Source organism: Streptomyces sp. Ag109_G2-15 (assembly GCF_900215565.1).
Classification (GTDB): Bacteria; Actinomycetota; Actinomycetes; order Streptomycetales; family Streptomycetaceae; genus Streptomyces; species Streptomyces diastatochromogenes.
Window position 1 is genome coordinate 3,925,850 of sequence record NZ_OCNI01000001.1, and the last position, 18,355, is coordinate 3,944,204.

Consider the following 18,355-nt stretch of genomic DNA (forward strand, 5'->3'; position numbering starts at 1 on the left):
CAACAGGAGGAGGCAGACGATGTCGGGACCCCGCCCCGTACGAGCACCGCGCGGCACGGAACTGAGCACCCTGGGATGGCAGCAGGAAGCCGCCCTGCGGATGCTGCAGAACAACCTCGACCCCGAGGTCGCCGAGCACCCCGACAAGCTCGTCGTCTACGGCGGCACCGGCAAGGCCGCCCGTGACTGGCGCTCCTTCGACGCGATGGTGCGCACGCTGAGGACGCTCAAGCAGGACGAGACCATGCTGGTCCAGTCCGGCCGCCCGGTCGGCGTCATGCAGACCCACGAGTGGGCCCCGCGTGTCCTCATCGCCAACTCCAACCTGGTCGGCGACTGGGCCAACTGGGAGGAGTTCCGCCGTCTGGAGGCCCTCGGCCTGACCATGTACGGCCAGATGACCGCCGGCTCCTGGATCTACATCGGCACCCAGGGCATCCTCCAGGGCACCTACGAGACCTTCGCCGCCGTCGCCGCGAAGAAGTTCAACGGCACCCTCGCCGGGACCATCACCCTCACCGCCGGCCTCGGAGGCATGGGCGGCGCCCAGCCCCTCGCCGTGACCATGAACGACGGCGTCGCCATCTGTATCGACTGCGACCCGCGCGCCATCGAGCGCCGCATCGAGCACCGGTACCTGGACGTCAAGGCCGACTCCCTCGACCACGCGCTCCAGCTGGCCACCGAGGCCCGGGACCAGCGGAAGCCCCTCTCCATCGGCGTCCTCGGCAACGCGGCCGAGCTGGTCCCGCAGCTGCTCGCGATGAACGCCCCCATCGACATCGTCACCGACCAGACCTCCGCCCACGACCCGCTGTCCTACCTGCCGGTCGGCGTGGCCTTCGAGGACATGGCCGACGCCGCCGCCAAGGACCCGGCCGGCTTCACGACGCGTGCCCGTGAGTCGATGGCCAAGCACGTCGAGGCCATGGTCGGCTTCATGGACGCCGGCGCCGAGGTCTTCGACTACGGCAACTCCATCCGCGGCGAGGCCCAGCTGGCCGGGTACGACCGCGCGTTCGCCTTCCCCGGCTTCGTCCCGGCCTACATCCGCCCCCTCTTCTGCGAGGGCAAGGGCCCCTTCCGCTGGGCCGCCCTGTCCGGCGACCCGGCCGACATCGCCAAGACCGACAAGGCGATCCTGGAGCTGTTCCCGGAGAACGAGTCCCTGGCCCGCTGGATCAAGATGGCCCGTGAGCGCGTCCACTTCCAGGGCCTGCCCGCGCGCATCTGCTGGCTCGGCTACGGCGAGCGCGACAAGGCCGGCGAGCGCTTCAACGACATGGTGGCCTCCGGCGAGCTGGCGGCTCCGCTGGCCATCGGCCGCGACCACCTGGACTGCGGCTCCGTCGCCTCCCCGTACCGCGAGACCGAGGCCATGCTCGACGGCTCCGACGCGATCGCCGACTGGCCGCTGCTGAACGCCATGGTCAACGTGGCCTCCGGCGCGTCGTGGGTGTCCATCCACCACGGCGGCGGCGTGGGCATGGGCCGCTCCATCCACGCCGGCCAGGTCACGGTGGCCGACGGCACGAAGCTGGCCGGCGAGAAGATCCGGCGCGTGCTCACCAACGACCCCGGCATGGGTGTCATCCGGCACGTGGACGCGGGGTACGACATCGCGGAGTCGGTGGCGCAGGAGCGTGGCGTTCGGGTGCCGATGCGCGAGGGTGACCAGGCGTGACCTTCCACAGCATGTGGGCGGAGCTGCTGCCGATCGGCCGCAGCTCCGCCTCCGGCGGCTACCGCCGCTACGCCTGGACCGGTGCCGACTCCGACTGCCGGGCCTGGTTCAAGGAGCAGGCCGAGGCTCGAGGACTGACCTATGAGGTCGACCGGAACGGGAATCAGTGGGCCTGGGTCGGGGATCCGGGTGCCGGGGACGCTGTTGTCACGGGGTCGCATCTGGACTCGGTGCCGGACGGGGGTGCCTTCGACGGGCCGCTCGGGGTCGTGTCCTCCTTCGCCGCCCTGGACGAGCTGCGCGGAAGGGGAGTGCGGTTCAGCAAGCCCCTGGCCATCGTCAACTTCGGGGACGAGGAAGGGGCCCGGTTCGGGCTGGCCTGTGTCGGGTCCCGGCTCACCGCGGGGGAGCTGACCGTCGAGCAGGCCCACCGGCTGACCGACGGCGACGGGATCAGCCTCCCGAAGGCCATGGAGGCCGCCGGGTACGACCCCGACGGCATCGGGGCCGACCCGGAGCGCCTGGCCCGGATCGGCGCCTTCGTCGAGCTGCACGTCGAGCAGGGCCGCGCGCTGGACCTGTCCGGTGACCGGGTCGGCATCGCCAGTGCCATCTGGCCGCACGGCCGCTGGCGCTTCGACTTCCGCGGCGAGGCCAACCACGCCGGCACCACCCGGCTGGTCGACCGGCGCGACCCGATGCTGTCGTACGCCGAGACCGTGCTCGCCGCCCGCCGGGAGGCCGAACTCGCCGGTGCCGTCGCCACCTTCGGCAAGATCTCCGTCGAGCCGAACGGCGTCAACGCCATCCCCTCCCTGGTGCGCGGCTGGCTCGACTCCCGCGCCGCCGACCAGGAGACCCTGGACACGGTCGTCGGCGGCATCGAGAAGGCCGCACGGGAGTACGCGGACGCCCACGGCATCGACCTCGACGTGGTCCGGGAGTCCTTCACCCCGGTGGTCGAGTTCGACCACGCGCTCCGCGACGAACTCGGCCGCATCCTGGGCAAGGACACCGGTCTGAAGGTGCCCGTCCTGGGGACCGGTGCCGGACACGACGCCGGAATCCTCTCCGGGCGCATTCCGACCGCCATGCTGTTCGTGCGCAACCCCACCGGCATCTCGCACTCCCCGGCCGAGTTCGCGGCCGAGGACGACTGCGTGGCCGGGGTGAGCGCGCTCGCCGACGTACTGGAAGGGCTGGCCTGCACGTGACCACACGGACGTACTGGCTGGAGCACGCCTGGCTCGACACCAACGTCGAGCCGGGCGTGGCCCTGACTGTGTCGATCAGCGGCTCCGCCGCGGGCTCGGGCGGCCGGATCACCGCCGTCCGCACCGACGTACCCACCCCGCCGCCCGGCGCCGAGATCCTGCGCGGGCTGACCCTCCCCGGCCTGGCCAACGCCCACTCGCACGCCTTCCACCGGGCGCTGCGCGGCACGGTCCAGGTCGGCTCCGGCACCTTCTGGACCTGGCGCGAGGTGATGTACTCCGTCGCCGACCACCTGACCCCGGAGACCTACCACGCCCTCGCCCGCGCGGTGTACGCCGAGATGGCCCTGGCCGGCATCACCTGTGTCGGCGAGTTCCACTATGTGCACCACGCCCCCGGCGGCACCCCCTACGCCGACCCCAACGCCATGGGCGAGGCGCTGATCGCGGCCGCCGCCGACGCCGGTATCCGCATCACCCTCCTGGACACCGCCTACCTCTCCTCCGGCTTCGGCGAGGAACCCAACATCCACCAGCTGCGCTTCTCCGACGGCAGCGCGGAGGCCTGGGCCGAACGCTGTGCAGTTCTCAAGGAGCGGGATCACGCGCGGATCGGGGCGGCGATTCACTCCGTACGGGCCGTGCCCGCGAGCCAGTTGGCGACCGTGGCGCGGTGGGCGGAGGAGCGGCGGGCCCCGCTGCATGTGCACCTGTCCGAGCAGACGGCGGAGAACGACGCCTGCCAGGCCGCACACGGCTGCACCCCCGCCCGGCTGCTCGCCGACCACGGCGTCCTCGGGCCGCGCACCACCGGGGTGCACAACACCCATCTCACCGACGAGGACATCGCGCTGCTCGGCGGCTCCGGCACCGGCACCTGCATGTGCCCGACGACCGAGCGCGACCTGGCGGACGGCATCGGACCCGCCGTCGCCCTGCAGCGGGCGGGCTCCCCGCTCTCCCTCGGCTCCGACAGCCACGCCGTCATCGACCTGCTCGAAGAGGCACGCGCGATGGAGCTGAACGAGCGGCTGCGCACCCGCACCCGGGGCCACTGGACCGCCGCCGCACTGCTGCGCGCGGCTTCGGCGGACGGCCACGCCGCACTGGGCTGGCAGGACGCGGGCAGCCTGGAGGCGGGTGCGCTCGCCGACTTCACGACGATCGCCATGGACTCCGTCAGGACAGCGGGGCCGCTCCCGCGACTCGGCGCCGAGACAGCCGTATTCGCCGCGTCCGCCGCAGACGTACGCCACACCGTCGTGGGCGGCCGCCATGTCGTACGAGACGGTGTCCATGCCCTGGTGCCGGACGTGCCGTCAGCACTGGCGGAAGCGATCGACGCCCTGCGCGGCTGACCACCGTCGAACCCGCCGAACCCCACCCGGCCACCCCTGAGGACACCATGATGAGCAGCACCGTCATCACCAACATCGCCACGCTGGTCACCAACGACCCCTCCCTCGGTGACGGATCCGCCCTCGGTCTGATCCAGGACGCGGCCGTCGTCATCGACGGCGACCGCGTCACGTGGACCGGTGAATCCAGCAAAGCACCCGCCACTGACAACCGGGTCGACGCGGGCGGCCGGGCGGTGCTGCCAGGCTTCGTGGACTCCCACTCCCACCTGGTCTTCGCCGGTGACCGCACGCAGGAGTTCAACGCCCGGATGTCCGGCCGCTCCTACACCGCGGGCGGCATCCGCACCACGGTCGCGGCCACCCGTGCCGCGACCGACGCGGAACTGGAGGCGAACCTCACCCACTACCTGGCCGAGGCCCTGCGCCAGGGCACCACGACCTTCGAGACGAAGTCGGGCTACGGCCTGACCGTCGAGGACGAGGCCCGCGCCCTGCGCATCGCGGCCCGGCACACCGACGAGGTGACGTACCTCGGCGCCCACATCGTCTCGCCCGACTACGCCGACGACCCGGCGGCCTACGTCGCCCTGGTCACCGGCGAGATGCTGGACGCCTGCGCGCCGCACGCCCGCTGGATCGACGTCTTCTGCGAGAAGGGCGCCTTCGACGGCGACCAGGCACGCACGATCCTGACCGCGGGCAAGGCCAGGGGCCTGCACCCCCGCGTCCACGCCAACCAGCTCTCCTACGGCCCCGGCGTCCAGCTGGCCGTCGAGCTGGACGCGGCGAGCGCCGACCACTGCACCCACCTCACGGACGCGGACGTCGACGCCCTCGCGAACGGCAACACGGTCGCCACCCTGCTGCCCGGCGCCGAGTTCTCCACCCGCGCCGAGTGGCCCGACGCCCGCCGCCTCCTGGACGCGGGTGTGACGGTCGCCCTCTCCACGGACTGCAACCCGGGCTCGTCCTTCACCTCCTCCGTCCCCTTCTGCATCGCCCTGGCCGTCCGCGACATGCGCATGACCCCCGACGAGGCGGTCTGGTCGGCCACCGCGGGCGGCGCGGCGGCCCTGCGCCGCACGGACATCGGCCGGCTCGTCCCGGGCGCGTACGCGGACCTGACGCTCCTGGACGCCCCGAGCCACGTCCACCTGGCCTACCGGCCGGGCGTCCCGCTGGTCAGCGGGGTCTGGCGCAGGGGTGAGCGGGTCGTGTGAGTGAGCGGGCGGTGGCCGTGTTCAGGCGGCCCCCGCCCGCCACCGCTGCCCCGACCCCCCGTTCAACGGCTCCAGCCCCACCCCGTCCCCGCCCTCCGGTGTCATCGCCGTCTCGATGGCGATCGCCGGGCGGATCGTGCCGTCGGGGTCGACCGTGAAGCGCAGGTTCTGGCCGTTGGAGCCGTAGACCGAGTCGCAGCCCCAGATGCCCACGCCACGATCGGTCGCGCCCCGGCTGTCCAGGCAGAAGTCGGAGTCGGCGGCCGAGCGGAGGACGCCCAGGTAGGTGTCGAACCGCCAGCGCTGGGTGGGGGAGGAGGAACAGGGCGCCGTGATGACGTCGTTGCCCTGGGAGAAGTCGCCGTCGCGGATGTCGAGGCAGCGGCCTGTCGCGAGGTTCACCACCTGGGCGTAGGCGGTACCCGGGGGCGAGAACGTGGGGGACGGGCTCGGGGTGCGGCTGGGGCGTGGGGACCTGGTCGGGCGGTGCGAAGTCCTTGTCGGGGAAGGGGACTTGGTCGTGCGGGACGGAGTCGGCGAGGGCGACGGGGTCACGGAGACCGTCGCCGTCACCGTCACCGGTGGGGGTGTGGGCGTCGCGGCCACCGGCTGCTTGGCGGGGGCGTCCGGTGAGGACAGCAGGAACACCAGCAGCGGGGCCAGGGCCACGGCCAGGGCCGTCGACGCGAGCAGGTAGCGCCGCCGGGGTGGCCAACTTTCCTGGTCCACAGGCGGTTTCGGTGCGGGGAGCGGCTCGTCGGGCCGTATGTACGACGTTCCGTTCCACGGCAGCAGGCCCTCCGCCAAGGTCTGCCTCGGGCTGTCCCGCAGTGCGGTCAGGTCCTCGAACGCGGCCGCGCAGTACGGGCAGTGGGCCCGGTGGGCGTCCAGGTCGGGGCTGCGGCGGGGCCCGTCCTGTCGTACCGCCTCCTCGATCAGCCGGCGGAAGTCGGCGCAGCGCGGGTCGTCGGAGGCGGCCAGACGGTGTCTCAGGCAGGCCTGGGCCAGGGCCTTGAGGGCCGGCTGGGTGCCGTGGGCCACGTCCGCGCGGCTCAGGCCGAGGAAGGCCGCGGTGCGCTCCACGGGTTCCGCCTCGACGACGCCGTACCAGATCAGGCCCTGGGTGCGGGACGGGAGCGTCTGGAACGCCGGGAGCAGGGGAGGGGTCGGGCCGTCGGGCAGGCCGCTGGAGTTCAGGACCAGGAGGAAAGCCGGGTCCACCCCCGCGGAGCGTTCGTCGGTCGCCCAGGAGGCTGCCAGTTGCGCGGTGAGGAGCAGGAGTTGGTGGCGCAGCGGGACGTTCGGTTCCCGGCCGCGCGCGGTCTCACGGGCCGTCGTGGTGAGGGCCTCCGCCGCCAGCCGGCGGGCGGCGGACTCGCTCGCGGTGCACAGCCGGGCGTAGGCGAGGACCGCCGGGTGGTGCCGGCGGCGCAGCTCCTGCAGCGCCGGGTAGGCCGTCGGGGTGGGGGCGCGCAGCAGTTCCGTCAGCCGTGCGTCCGGTGCGTCCGCGTGTTCCGCTCCCGCCTCGGCCGGGTCGCCGCCGCCCTGAGCCATCCCGCACCCTCCGTCCCCCGTGGCCTGAAACCTACTCGTCAGTTGGGGGCCCATCGTGGTGGAGGGGTGCGGTTCGGGAAAGACGTTTCCCCGGGTAACCCGCATAACGGTTCGGGTGCCCGAACACGCGAAGCGGCCCGGCGCCGTCGGCCGAGCCGCTTCCCACGGGTGACGGAGGGTCACTCCTCCGAGGTCACTCCGAGGACGTCACTCCTCCAGGGTCAGCCCCTTGCGCAGCCGCACCAGGGTCCGGGACAGCAGCCGGGAGACGTGCATCTGGGAGATGCCCAGCTCCTCGCCGATCTCCGACTGGGTCATGCCCGCGACGAAGCGCAGGGAGAGGATCTTCCGGTCCCGGGGCGGGAGTTCGGCGATCAGTGGCTTCAACGACTCGACGTACTCGATGCCTTCCAGCCCGTGGTCCTCGTACCCGATGCGGTCCGAGAGCGCGCCCTCGGAGTCGTCCTCCTCGGGCTGGGCGTCCAGGGAGGAGGCGGTGTACGCGTTCGAGGCGGCCATGCCCTCGACGACCTCGTCGTTGGAGATGCCGAGCCGCTCGGCGAGTTCCGCGACAGTGGGCGCGCGGTCCAGTTTCTGGGCCAGCTCGTCCCCTGCCTTGGCCAGGTCGAGGCGCAACTCCTGCAGTCGGCGCGGTACGCGCACGGACCACGAGGTGTCGCGGAAGAAGCGCTTGATCTCGCCGATGATGGTCGGCATCGCGAAGGTGGGGAATTCCACACCGCGGGTGAGTTCGAAGCGGTCGATCGCCTTGATCAGGCCGATGGTGCCGACCTGGACGATGTCCTCCATCGGCTCGCTGCGGGAGCGGAAGCGGGAGGCGGCGAACTTGACGAGCGCGAGGTTCAGTTCGACGAGCGTGTTGCGGACGTACGCGTACTCGTGTGTGCCTTCCTCCAGCGACGTCAGCCGCTCGAAGAGGGTCTTGGACAGGGCCCGCGCGTCGACGGGGTCGACCTCGTCGAAGGGGGGGATCTCCGGGAGCCCCGCGAGGGGGTCGTGGAGGTCGACGGGATCGAGGGGGTGATCCAGTTTTTCCGGTGGGGGTGTCGACGTCGCGATGCGGGAAGGCGATTCGTCGAGCCGGGGTGACATGGGTGTCCTCCGTCGTTCTCGGCATATGGCTGCCGAAGCCAGTACGTGCACTGCGGTGTGCGGCGCCTCCGAAGCCGGCGTGTAGGAATGTGTTCCTACTAGCCCTACCCGCTTCCGTGAGTCGATCGCAAGTACGTTCTATGGCGATCTGTCCGATTATGCGAGGTTGTTCGGGTGTCGGAGAGTGTGAGGAAGGCGTAGTGTTCCTGGGCGTCAGCAGCAGCCACGACCTCGGGAGAGAGACGGCATGGACCACGGGATGGTCGGCAGTGCACAGTCGGGCCGGCTTCTGGTGGAGGTGCGCGAAGTGGGCTCCAGCGCCGTAGTGACACCGGCGGGTGAGCTGGATCACCACACCGCCGATCTTCTGCGCGAGCCGCTCGACGACCTCCTGGGCAAAGGGTTCTCACGCCTCGTGGTGGACTGCTCACGGCTGGAGTTCTGTGACTCCACCGGCCTGAACGTGCTGCTGGGGGCCCGGCTGAAGGCCGAGGCCGCCGGTGGCGGAGTGCATCTGGCCGGAATGCTCCCGGTGGTCGCCCGGGTGTTCGAGATCACGGGAGCGGGAGCGGTCTTCACCGTCCATGACTCCCTGGAGGCGGCGCTGGCCGGCGAGGCCGACTGAGACCCGCGCCCCGGCCGTCCCGTGTCTGGCCGCGTAGTCCGCGCGTGGCACGGGTCATTAGGGGGTGTTCCCCCGGATCGGCCGGGCAGGAGAATGCTGAACGCGTCGGCCGTCGGGCGCCGTGTCCCCGGGGGACCGGTGACCGGCCCGGGCGTGACGTGTGAGCATTTAAGCCGTGTGCTTTTGAATCGTGTACTGGTGAATCGGTGAGGTGAAGCGCTGATGAGCACCACCCGGCCTTACTCGCCGGGCGACCGCGGCCCGGAGCCCAGCGGCGTTTCCGGGGCGTCCGAGGGGGGTGCGCCGGAGGACGGCGCGTCCACGGGGGCAGCCGCGCCGTCCGTGCCGTCCGAGGGTGTACGGGAGACTCCGGGGCGAGAGGTCCGCAGGCTGCGTCTGGACGGCGAGAGCGGGGTCGTCCCGCTCGCGCGCGACTTCGCCCGTCAGGCGCTGTACGCGTGGGGCTGGCTGCCCGCCGCCTCCGCCGACCGGCGGGCCGCCGCCGAGGACGTGCTGCTCGTCGTGTCCGAGCTGGTCACCAACGCCTGCCTGCACGCCGAGGGCCCGGAGGAGCTGTTCCTCGCCTGCGACGACAAGGTGATCCGGGTGGAGGTCTCCGACCGCGGCGCCGGCCAGCCGGCCCCCCGCACCCCGCACCGCGCCGGCCGCCCCGGCGGCCACGGCATGTTCATCGTGCAGCGGCTGTGCCTGGACTGGGGGGTCGTCCGCACCCCGGGGCGCTCGGGCAAGACGGTATGGGCCGAACTCGGCGTTCCACTCTGAGTATTCCGACGGTCACCTGGGCCCCCGTCTCCACTCGAATCCCTTCTCGTACACGCCGGATCGACACAACTCCGGCGTGTGCCGCGTCTTCCCTCCTCACGACCCCGGGCGTACCTTGACGGCCGAATCTGATATGCCGTCAGGAATGAATGGGGTGGACCGACCGTGTCGTACCCGCAACGAACCGCCGCGCTCGTGTCCGCCGCGGCCCTGGCCGGCTCGGCGGTGCTGCTGGCCGCGCCGGCGGCCCACGCCGACGTGGTCGACGTCAACTACCACTGCAAGACGCCGATCGGCGACAAGAGCGCCGTCTCGCCCATCGACATCAAGGGGGTCAAGAGCGGCAACCGCTACACGATCACCATGTCCTGGCAGAAGGGCGTCTCCTCCAGCCCGGTCGAGCTGGGCAAGGGCGCGATGAAGCCGAGCGCCACCATCAACCTCGGTGGCGCCGACCGCGGCACCCTCCCCGTCACCGGCCCGGCCAACGCGGCCGCGATACCCGCCAACACCCCCATCAAGATCAGCGACTTGAGCGGCACCTACACCCCGGAGAAGACCGGCAAGGTCACCTTCACGCCGGGCACGCTCACCATCAAGGCGCTCGGTACGACGACCACCTGCACCCCGACCAACAGCCCCAAGCCGTCCCTGACGCTGGACGTGACGGCGGCCGGCGGATCGTCGTCGTCCTCCTCTTCCTCCTCGTCGGGCGGCTCCGGCGGGCCGCTCCCGCAGACCGGCCCCGAGGACTCCGCCGTCGCCCTCGGCACGCTTGGCGGAACGGTTCTCCTCGCGGGCGCGGCGGGCGCGCTGTGGCTGACCCGGCGGAACCCGGCCGCACGCCGCTGACCAGCCGCACGCCGCTCAACCGCAGCCTCCGACCGCTGGAGCCGCCCATGCCGTCCGCCGCCGCCCGTGTCCTCGGTCTCACCCTGTTCCTGCTGCTGGCCTCCGCACCGCACGCGGAGGCCGCGGCAGGCTGGTCCCTCGCGCCCGCCGGCGCCGGACGCCCCTCCTTCTACGCCGAGGGCGCCCCGGGAACGGTCCTTCAGGACACGGTGTCCGTGACCAACCGCAGCCGCAAGCCGCTCACCGTGCACCTGCGCGGCACCGGCGTGCGGATCGCGTTCGCCCGAACCGGCCTGCGCGTCCCCGCGCGCACCCGTGCCGAGGTGCCGTTCACGGTGACCGTGCCGACCGGTGCCGCACCCGGCGACCGCTCCGGCACGATCACCGCCCGGGACGCGGACGGCCGTACGGCGGCCGTCGCGCTCCGGCTGCGCGTGGGCGGCCCGGCCCTGTCCGCGCTGACCGTCGAACATGTCGCGGTGCGCGGCGACCGGATCACGTACGAGCTGGTCAACCGCGGTACGACCACCCTCGTACCGAAACTCGCGGTGCACGCGGACGGCGTCTTCGGCCCGGTCCTGGACCGCCCCGCGCGCACCCTGCCGGTCCACCTGCCCCCGGCATCCCGCCGGACCCTCAGCGAGCCGTGGCCCGACCGGCCCGCCCTGGACGACGTCGACGTACGGCTGACGGTGACCGCGGCGGGCGGTGCCCACGACACCACGCACACCTCGGCCCGGTTCGTGCCCTGGGGGGCGGTGACCGCTGGCCTCGGGGCACTCGTCGCGGCGGCCGCGTTGCCGGCCGTACGGCGCGGCAGGCGTCGTAGGAGTACGGCCGAGGACGACGAACACACGGCTACGGAAGTCGAGTTGACGGGAGCGGTGACGTGAGCGGCAAGGCCCGGACACCCGTGCTGGCGGTGGTACTCGCACTGCTCCTGCTGCCGCTCTCCGTTCCCGCGGCCGCGGCGGCCGGGCCCGTCGTGAAGCTGTCCACGTCCCAGGCGGGTACGGGCGGTTCGGTCACCGTCAGCGGCAGCGGCTGGCGGCCGCACACGCTGCTGATGATGCTGATCTGCGGCCGGTCCACCCCGTCCCGGGGCGTCATCGGCGGCACCAACTCCTGCGCCAACGGCGACGGCCGGGCCGTCACCACCGACGCCGGCGGGTCCTTCGCCAAGAAGCTGCCGGTCGCCGAGCCGCCCGTGCCGTGCCCCTGCGTGGTGCACGTCGCCACGGTGACCGGCGCGAAGGCCGAGGCGGACGCCGTCCTCGAGGTCGCCGGACATCCCGTCGCCCCGCTGCCCGCCGAGCCGTCCGGCGGCCGGCTGTCGATCCTCTCCGACACCCGGCTGACCGGCTCCAGCGGCGTGCTGACCTGGTTCGGGGCGCCACCGAGCCGCACCCTGGTCTTCACCGCGGGCAACATCGGCTCCACCGCGATCAAGAACCCGGTCTTCCGGGTCGGCACCGCACACGGCGTCTTCGCGCCCCAGTGGGACGAGCAGCAGTGGCGCGGCACCCTCGCGCCCGGCAAGAAGGCGCAGATCAAGCTGCCCGTGGAGCTGTCGGCCGGGGCGCACGGCGACTACACCGTCTCCCTCCGGTACGACGGCAAGGTCCTCGCCGAGCAGCCGTGGGGCGTGGGCCGCCCCTGGGGCGTGACGCTGTTCTGGATCCTGCTCTGCCTGGTCGTCCCGGCCGCGGTCTTCCGCGTCGGGATGGCCGTCGTGGACCGGGTACGGCCGCGCCGGCCGGGCGGTGTCCGCCACCGGCGGCTCGCCCGGCCCGCGCTGGGGCCGCCCCGCTCCCGCACTCCCGGGCCCGAGCCCGACCCGACTCCGACCCTGCCGTGGTTCACCCCGGACTCCGCTCCGGGCGGCCCGGCCGGCCGGCTCTCCGCACCGCACGACGACAGCCCGACGAGTCCTACGACTCCCACCACGAAGGGACCCACGTGAGCATGCGAAGGAGAGTCACCCCGGCCCGCAGGACGGGCGCCGTCGGCGCCGCACTGGTGCTCTGCTCGGCAGGCGTGCTGCTGGGCGTGGCGGCCACGCCCGCGCAGGCGGCCGAGGTGTCGTTCGCCACCCACTGCGTGCCGCCCGCGGGCATCGACCCGGTCGACGGCACCACGAAGGTCGAGATCACCGCGCCGGCCACGGCCAAGGTGGGCGACACGGTCGACATCGTGTGGAAGTTCGTCCAGGCCGCGTCCAAGAACCCGGACATCATCGACCTGCCCGCCAACTCGGTGCAGCCGTCCGGGGTGCTCAAGGCGGCCGGGGCGCAGGCCGCCGACATCGCCATGCAGGGCCCGCGGGAGAACCCGGCGATCCCCAAGGGCGGCGACATGGTGCTGTCCGACATGAAGGGCACCCTGAAGCTGACGACGGCCGGCGAGGTGACGCTGACGCCGGACGCGTACACGGTCAACGCGATGTCGACGGACACCAAGTGCACGCCGAAGGAGACCGTGCAGAAGGCGGCGACGATCCAGGTGACGCCGGGGAGCGGGGGCACGTCCAGCTCGTCGCCGACGCAGTCGGCCACGCCCACGAAGAGCGCGACCCCGACCGGCGGCACGGGGCAGACCGACTTCCCGGGCAAGGAGGTCCAGGTCCCCTACGCCTGCAAGACGCCGATCGGCGACAAGAACGCGACCTCGCCGGTGCAGATCAACGCCAAGAAGAACGGCGGCGATTACGACCTCACCGTGCAGTTCAAGAAGTCCGTGATGAACAGCCCCGCCGACATCCCGAAGGACTCCGTGAAGCCGTCGATGGAGGTGGTGCTGGGCGGCGCGGACAAGGGCACCGTGCATGTGGAGGGGCCGACGAACGCGCAGCCCATCAAGTCCGGCGACCCGATCGAGATCCCGGACCTCACCGGCACCTACAAGCCGGGCGCGAGCGGCACCTCGACCCTGGCGCCGGGCGTCCTCACCGTCAAGGCCCTGGGTACGACGACGACCTGCACGCCGGAAAAGTCGCTGGTCTCCCTCACCCTGGACACCGCCCAGCAGCCGGGCGGCGCCTCGGGCGGCACGTCGACCTCCGGAGGCTCGTCGTCCACGGGCGGCAGCAGCACCAGCGGCGCGGGCGGCCTCGCCGAGACCGGCTCCGGCGACCACGGCGCCCTGAAGGCCCTGGGGTTGGTGGCGGGCACGGCGATCCTGCTGGGCGCGGCGGTGTTCACGTTCATGCCGAAGCGCAGGACGCGGTAGGTCCCGGACAACAGAAGAGGGCCACCGCACCGTCAGGGGTGCGGTGGCCCTCCTCGGAGCCGGGGACTACGTCAGTGGACGTCGCCCATCAGCTGGTTCACCTTCTTGCGGTACATCCACACCGCGACACCGGCGACCACGGCGAGCACGGCCTCCAGGGTGACGAAGCCCGTCCGGTCGAGGTTCACCCCGCCGATGGCCGGGTTGGACAGCAGGGCGGTGATCGAGTCGCCCGCGGTGACCGCGAGGAACCAGACGCCCATCATCTGCGAGGCGTACTTCTTCGGCGCCATCTTCGTCGTCACGGACAGACCCACCGGAGACAGCGTCAGCTCACCGATCGTCTGGACGAAGTAGATCGCGACCAGCCACATCGCCGCGGCCTTGTGACCGCCCTCGGCGATCGACAGCGGGGCGAGGAAGAGGAAGAACGACGCACCGATCAGCACCAGACCGGAGGCGAACTTCACGATCGTGCTCGGCTCCTTGCCGCGCCGGTTCAGCCACAGCCACGCCCAGGCGAAGACCGGCGCCAGGGCCATGATCATGACCGGGTTGACCGACTGGTACCAGGAGACCGGGAACTCCCAGCCGAAGATGGTGTTCTCGGCCTTGCCGTCGGCGAAGATCGACAGGGTCGAACCACCCTGGTCGTAGATCATCCAGAAGACGGCGGCGGCCACGAAGAACCAGACGTAGGCCGACACCTTCGAACGCTCGGCACGGTCCAGGTCCTTGTCCCGCAGGATGCGGGTGATGACGAAGATCGGCACGATCAGACCGATGATGGTCAGCGGGATCAGCGCCCAGTTCAGCGTGAAGTGGCCGGAGAAGCCGACGGCGGCGTAGAAGACCGCGGCGATCGCCAGCCAGGTCAGGCCCTTGCGCAGCGTGGCGGACTTCTCCTCGGCGGACAGCGGCGTGGGGACGACGCTGCTCTTCTCGCTCAGGTGACGGCTGCCGAGCAGGTACTGGGCCAGACCCAGCGCCATGCCGAGCGCGGCCAGCGCGAAGCCGAGGTGCCAGTTGTAGTTCTCGCCGACGGTGCCGATGATCAGCGGCGCGGCGAAGGCGCCCAGGTTGATGCCGATGTAGAAGAGCGTGAAGCCACCGTCACGGCGCGGGTCGTCCGCACCCTTGTAGAGGTGACCGACCATCGTGGAGATGTTGGCCTTCAGCAGACCCGAGCCGATGGCGACGAGGCCGAGGCCGACGAAGAAGCTGGCCGCGACCGGCAGCGCCAGGCACAGGTGGCCGAGCATGATGATCAGGCCGGAGACGGCGACCGTCTTGCGGGGACCGAGGACGCGGTCCGCGAACCAGCCGCCGGGCAGGGCGAGCAGGTACACGAGCGACACGTACACCGAGTAGATCGCGGTCGCCGAGCCCGCGCTCAGGTGCAGGCCGCCCGGGGCGACCAGGTACAGCGGGAGCAGGGCCCTCATGCCGTAGTAGGAGAATCGCTCCCACATCTCGGTCATGAAGAGAGTGGCCAGTCCGCGGGGGTGGCCGAAGAAGGTCTTCTCGGAACCGGGGGTGCCCGGGCGGACCGAGTCCTTCGTCAGGCTGGACGCCATGGTCGTTCCTTGCTGGTCGGGACGCGGCGGCTGGAGCGTTGCGCGCCCGGTGGGGGTGCGGCCGGCACCGGCGGGGTCGGTCGTCCACCCCCACGCCCAGGGGGAGTCCGCTCCGGATCACGGAGTGGCGGACGGCGACCACCGGGATCCACGCCCTGGACGCGTCAGTGCGTCCGGAGCCCGGCCAGAGGTCATTCCTGTCAAGGCTGATCTTCGTCAGCCCGCACACAAAAGAGACCTTCAGCGTCAAGTGCCCGCCAAAGGTCCCCGGTGTGCTAGAGGCGTTCAGGTCACCATACGGCAGGACAGCGCCGGATATGGAAGGACTTGAGACGCGGATCACAGGTGTCGAGGGAACCGCGGGACCTGTTTCGAAGGCGTTATCTACGATCGCACCTCCCAGGCAATGGTTCGTACCACGGGCTCGGGAAGGTAAGAACTCCTCGAACCGATCACACTCCAGCACTGCGCGCGGGCGGTCTACCATCACCTCATGACCCGTGTACTGCTCGCCGAGGACGACGCGTCCATCTCGGAGCCGCTGGCCCGCGCCCTGCGCCGGGAAGGTTACGAGGTCGAGGTGCGTGAGGACGGACCCACCGCGCTCGACGCCGGGATGCAGGGCGGCGTCGATCTGGTCGTGCTGGACCTCGGCCTGCCCGGCATGGACGGCCTGGAGGTCGCCCGCCGACTGCGCGCCGACGGCCACACCGTGCCGATCCTCATCCTGACCGCGCGGGCCGACGAGGTGGACACCGTCGTCGGTCTGGACGCGGGCGCCGACGACTACGTCACCAAGCCCTTCCGCCTCGCCGAACTGCTCGCCCGGGTACGGGCCCTGCTGCGCCGCGGCGCCGCTGAGCCGCAGCAGCCGCCGGCCACGCACGGCGTGCGGATCGACGTCGAGTCGCACCGCGCGTGGATGGGCGACGAGGAACTCCAGCTGACGGCAAAGGAGTTCGACCTGCTGCGCGTGCTCGTGCGGGACGCCGGCCGGGTCGTCACGCGGGACCAGCTGATGCGCGAGGTCTGGGACACGACGTGGTGGTCGTCCACCAAGACCCTCGACATGCACATCTCCTGGCTCCGCAAGAAGCTCGGTGACGACGCGGCGAACCCCCGGTACATCGCCACCGTGCGTGGCGTGGGCTTCCGGTTCGAGAAGAGCTGAACTCCTCCCAGGGGTTCAGCACTCCCTTCAGGTAACGGAACATGCGTCGACGTCTCATCCAGTCCACCCTCGCCGTAGTCCTCGTGGTGATCGCCGTCTTCGGCGTGTCCCTCGTCATCGTCGAGACACGGACGATCAGCAACAGCGCCCAGGAGCGGGTGGAGTCCGAGGCGGTGCGGCTGGCCAGCATCGTGGACAGCCGCATCCTCGCGGCGGAGAACGTCAACGCCGAGGTCCTGCGCAACCCGGTCAGCAAGGAGCAGTACGCCGAGATCCGGGTCCCGGGCCGGCCGCCGATCGAGATCGGCACCAAGCCCGAGGGCGACGTCATCCGCTCCACCCAGAAGGGTGAGGAGGGCGAGACGGTCACCGTCGAGGAGCCCCGCTCCGCGGTGACCCGCGAGGTCGGCCGGACCCTGCTGATCATCGGTCTGGTGGCGCTGCTGGCGGTGGTCGCCGCCGTACTGCTCGCCGTGCGCCAGGCCAACCGGCTCGCCTCCCCGCTGACCGACCTCGCCGAGACCGCCGAACGCCTCGGCTCGGGCGATCCGCGCCCCCGGCACAAGCGCTACGGCGTCCCCGAGCTGGACCGGGTCGCCGACGTGCTCGACTCCTCCGCCGAGCGCATCGGCCGGATGCTCACCGCGGAACGGCGCCTCGCCGCCGACGCCTCCCATCAGCTCCGTACGCCCCTGACCGCGCTGTCCATGCGGCTCGAGGAGATCACCCTCACCGACGACCCGGACACGGTGAAGGAGGAGGCGACGATCGCGCTGGCGCAGGTGGAGCGGCTGACGGACGTGGTGGAGCGGCTGCTGACCAACTCGCGCGACCCGCGCACCGGCTCCGCCGTCTCCTTCGACCTGGACGAGGTCATCCAGCAGCAGCTCGCCGAGTGGCGGCCCGCCTACCGCAGCGCGGGCCGGGCCATCGTCAGCTCCGGAAAGCGGCATCTGCGGGCCGTCGGCACGCCCGGCGCGGTCGCGCAGGTGCTGGCCGCGCTGATCGAGAACTCGCTGATGCACGGCGGCGGCACGGTCGCCCTGCGCACCCGGGTCACCGGCAACCAGGCCGTGGTCGAGGTCACCGACGAGGGGCCGGGCGTCCCCGGCGACCTGGGCGCCCGGATCTTCGAGCGCACGATCAGCGGGCGCAACTCGACGGGGATCGGGCTGGCCGTCGCCCGCGACCTCGCGGAGGCCGACGGCGGACGTCTGGAGCTGCTCCAGACCCAGCCACCGGTGTTCGGCCTGTTCCTGTCCCGCACGGCCCCGTCCCGCAAGCCGGACGAGGACCAGCCGACCGTCCGCTGACGGCCCTGGCAGGCCCCTACGGGACGCGCTGCTGCGGCGCGGGCCTCTTCGACTCCTGCTCCAGGATCGATTCCGCGCTCGCCACCGTCTCCCGGGCGGGCAGTGCCCGGAACACCCAGGTGCGGTACGACCAGAACCGGAACAGGGTGGCGACGCCGATGCCGAGGAACTTGAAGACGTTGCTCTGCAGCGGGCTGTCCCAGCCGAAGCCGTACGTCGCCAGGTAGAGCACGCCGTTCTCGATCACCAGGCCGATCGCGCTGAAGATCAGGAACAGCGTGAGTTCCTTGGTGCGGCCGCTCTTCTCACGGTCCCGGTACGTCCAGTAACGGAAACCGACGTAGTTGAAGGCGATCGCGACGACGGTCGCGATGATGCTGGCGCGCACCACCGGCAGGTCGGAGACATGCCGGACCAGGTTGAACACGCCGAGATTGACAAGGACGCCGGCGCCTCCGACGGCGCCGAACTTGGCCACCTCGCGTACGAGTCGTTGCAGCCCCGAGGAACGACGTTCCATGGCTGTGCAGCTCCCGTCCGTAGGTTTCGTCAACCCAGCCATGCTATCCAGGCGACCTGTGCGCCGCTCCCGGACCAGGCCACAGCTTGGGAACGGGTCGGAAAGAGCCGGGAAAGTCCCGGGTAAGAGGCGGTGTGAGG

At 71.5% G+C, this 18,355-nt stretch carries 16 protein-coding genes; 12 read left to right on the forward strand and 4 right to left on the reverse strand.

Annotation, left to right across the window (positions count from 1 at the left end; translation table 11 throughout):
• The first annotated feature begins 19 nt into the window (after positions 1–19).
• The 4 genes from hutU to hutI are packed head-to-tail and all read left to right on the forward strand — an operon-like array spanning position 20 to position 5,479.
• Positions 20–1,684 carry a urocanate hydratase gene (gene hutU, locus CRP49_RS17645; protein ID WP_094216583.1) on the forward strand — a complete coding sequence of 555 codons (1,665 nt, stop codon included), beginning with the start codon at positions 20–22 and terminating at the stop codon, positions 1,682–1,684.
• Positions 1,681–2,898: an allantoate amidohydrolase gene (locus CRP49_RS17650; RefSeq protein WP_097254235.1), complete on the forward strand. Its 1,218-nt coding sequence runs from the start codon at positions 1,681–1,683 to the stop codon at positions 2,896–2,898. The genes hutU and CRP49_RS17650 overlap by 4 nt, the downstream gene beginning before the upstream one ends.
• Positions 2,895–4,256, forward strand: a complete 1,362-nt coding sequence (locus CRP49_RS17655; protein ID WP_097254236.1) for a formimidoylglutamate deiminase — start codon at positions 2,895–2,897, stop codon at positions 4,254–4,256. The genes CRP49_RS17650 and CRP49_RS17655 overlap by 4 nt, the downstream gene beginning before the upstream one ends.
• Before the next feature lie 47 nt (positions 4,257–4,303).
• Complete coding sequence (hutI, locus tag CRP49_RS17660) at positions 4,304–5,479, forward strand: imidazolonepropionase (protein ID WP_097254237.1); 1,176 nt, start codon at positions 4,304–4,306, stop codon at positions 5,477–5,479.
• Positions 5,480–5,500: 21 nt separating this feature from the next.
• Here the strand turns inward: hutI and CRP49_RS17665 are convergent, their stop codons facing one another.
• Together CRP49_RS17665 and CRP49_RS17670 are read right to left on the reverse strand one after the other, a co-directional pair.
• Positions 5,501–7,033: an RICIN domain-containing protein gene (locus CRP49_RS17665; RefSeq protein ID WP_097254238.1), complete on the reverse strand. Its 1,533-nt coding sequence runs from the start codon at positions 7,031–7,033 to the stop codon at positions 5,501–5,503.
• Positions 7,034–7,240: 207 nt separating this feature from the next.
• Positions 7,241–8,146 carry a SigB/SigF/SigG family RNA polymerase sigma factor gene (locus tag CRP49_RS17670; protein ID WP_097254239.1) on the reverse strand — a complete coding sequence of 302 codons (906 nt, stop codon included), beginning with the start codon at positions 8,144–8,146 and terminating at the stop codon, positions 7,241–7,243.
• A gap of 247 nt (positions 8,147–8,393) precedes the next feature.
• Between CRP49_RS17670 and CRP49_RS17675 the strand changes: the two genes are divergently transcribed.
• The 6 genes from CRP49_RS17675 to CRP49_RS17700 all read left to right on the forward strand — a co-directional run bounded on the left by CRP49_RS17675 (position 8,394) and on the right by CRP49_RS17700 (position 13,634).
• On the forward strand, positions 8,394–8,771 hold the full coding sequence (locus CRP49_RS17675; protein ID WP_094216577.1) for an STAS domain-containing protein: 378 nt from the start codon (positions 8,394–8,396) through the stop codon (positions 8,769–8,771).
• Between the two features lie 222 nt (positions 8,772–8,993).
• Entirely contained in the window at positions 8,994–9,554 is a 561-nt protein-coding gene (locus CRP49_RS17680; RefSeq protein ID WP_097254240.1) for an ATP-binding protein, read from the forward strand.
• 165 nt (positions 9,555–9,719) lie between these two features.
• Positions 9,720–10,406 (forward strand): LPXTG cell wall anchor domain-containing protein, encoded by a 687-nt coding sequence (locus CRP49_RS17685; protein WP_097254241.1) that lies wholly within the window; start codon positions 9,720–9,722, stop codon positions 10,404–10,406.
• A gap of 47 nt (positions 10,407–10,453) precedes the next feature.
• The gene (locus CRP49_RS17690) at positions 10,454–11,299 is read left to right on the forward strand and encodes a hypothetical protein (RefSeq protein ID WP_097257420.1); all 846 of its coding nucleotides are present in this window, start codon (positions 10,454–10,456) and stop codon (positions 11,297–11,299) included.
• Positions 11,296–12,369 carry a hypothetical protein gene (locus CRP49_RS17695; RefSeq protein WP_097254242.1) on the forward strand — a complete coding sequence of 358 codons (1,074 nt, stop codon included), beginning with the start codon at positions 11,296–11,298 and terminating at the stop codon, positions 12,367–12,369. The genes CRP49_RS17690 and CRP49_RS17695 overlap by 4 nt, the downstream gene beginning before the upstream one ends.
• Before the next feature lie 2 nt (positions 12,370–12,371).
• Positions 12,372–13,634 carry a hypothetical protein gene (locus tag CRP49_RS17700; RefSeq protein ID WP_097254243.1) on the forward strand — a complete coding sequence of 421 codons (1,263 nt, stop codon included), beginning with the start codon at positions 12,372–12,374 and terminating at the stop codon, positions 13,632–13,634.
• Between the two features lie 71 nt (positions 13,635–13,705).
• On the opposite strand, the gene CRP49_RS17705 is transcribed toward CRP49_RS17700, so the two are convergent.
• Positions 13,706–15,211, reverse strand: coding sequence for an oligopeptide:H+ symporter (locus CRP49_RS17705; RefSeq protein WP_097254244.1), 1,506 nt, complete (start codon positions 15,209–15,211; stop codon positions 13,706–13,708).
• Between the two features lie 493 nt (positions 15,212–15,704).
• Between CRP49_RS17705 and CRP49_RS17710 the strand changes: the two genes are divergently transcribed.
• Positions 15,705–16,382, forward strand: a complete 678-nt coding sequence (locus tag CRP49_RS17710) for a response regulator transcription factor (RefSeq protein WP_020940464.1) — start codon at positions 15,705–15,707, stop codon at positions 16,380–16,382.
• Positions 16,383–16,423: 41 nt separating this feature from the next.
• The gene (locus tag CRP49_RS17715; protein WP_097254245.1) at positions 16,424–17,695 is read left to right on the forward strand and encodes an ATP-binding protein; all 1,272 of its coding nucleotides are present in this window, start codon (positions 16,424–16,426) and stop codon (positions 17,693–17,695) included.
• A 16-nt stretch (positions 17,696–17,711) separates the two neighbouring features.
• Here CRP49_RS17715 and CRP49_RS17720 read toward each other — a convergent pair whose 3' ends face one another.
• Positions 17,712–18,215 (reverse strand): GtrA family protein, encoded by a 504-nt coding sequence (locus CRP49_RS17720; protein WP_094216570.1) that lies wholly within the window; start codon positions 18,213–18,215, stop codon positions 17,712–17,714.
• Between the last annotated feature and the right edge of the window lie 140 nt (positions 18,216–18,355).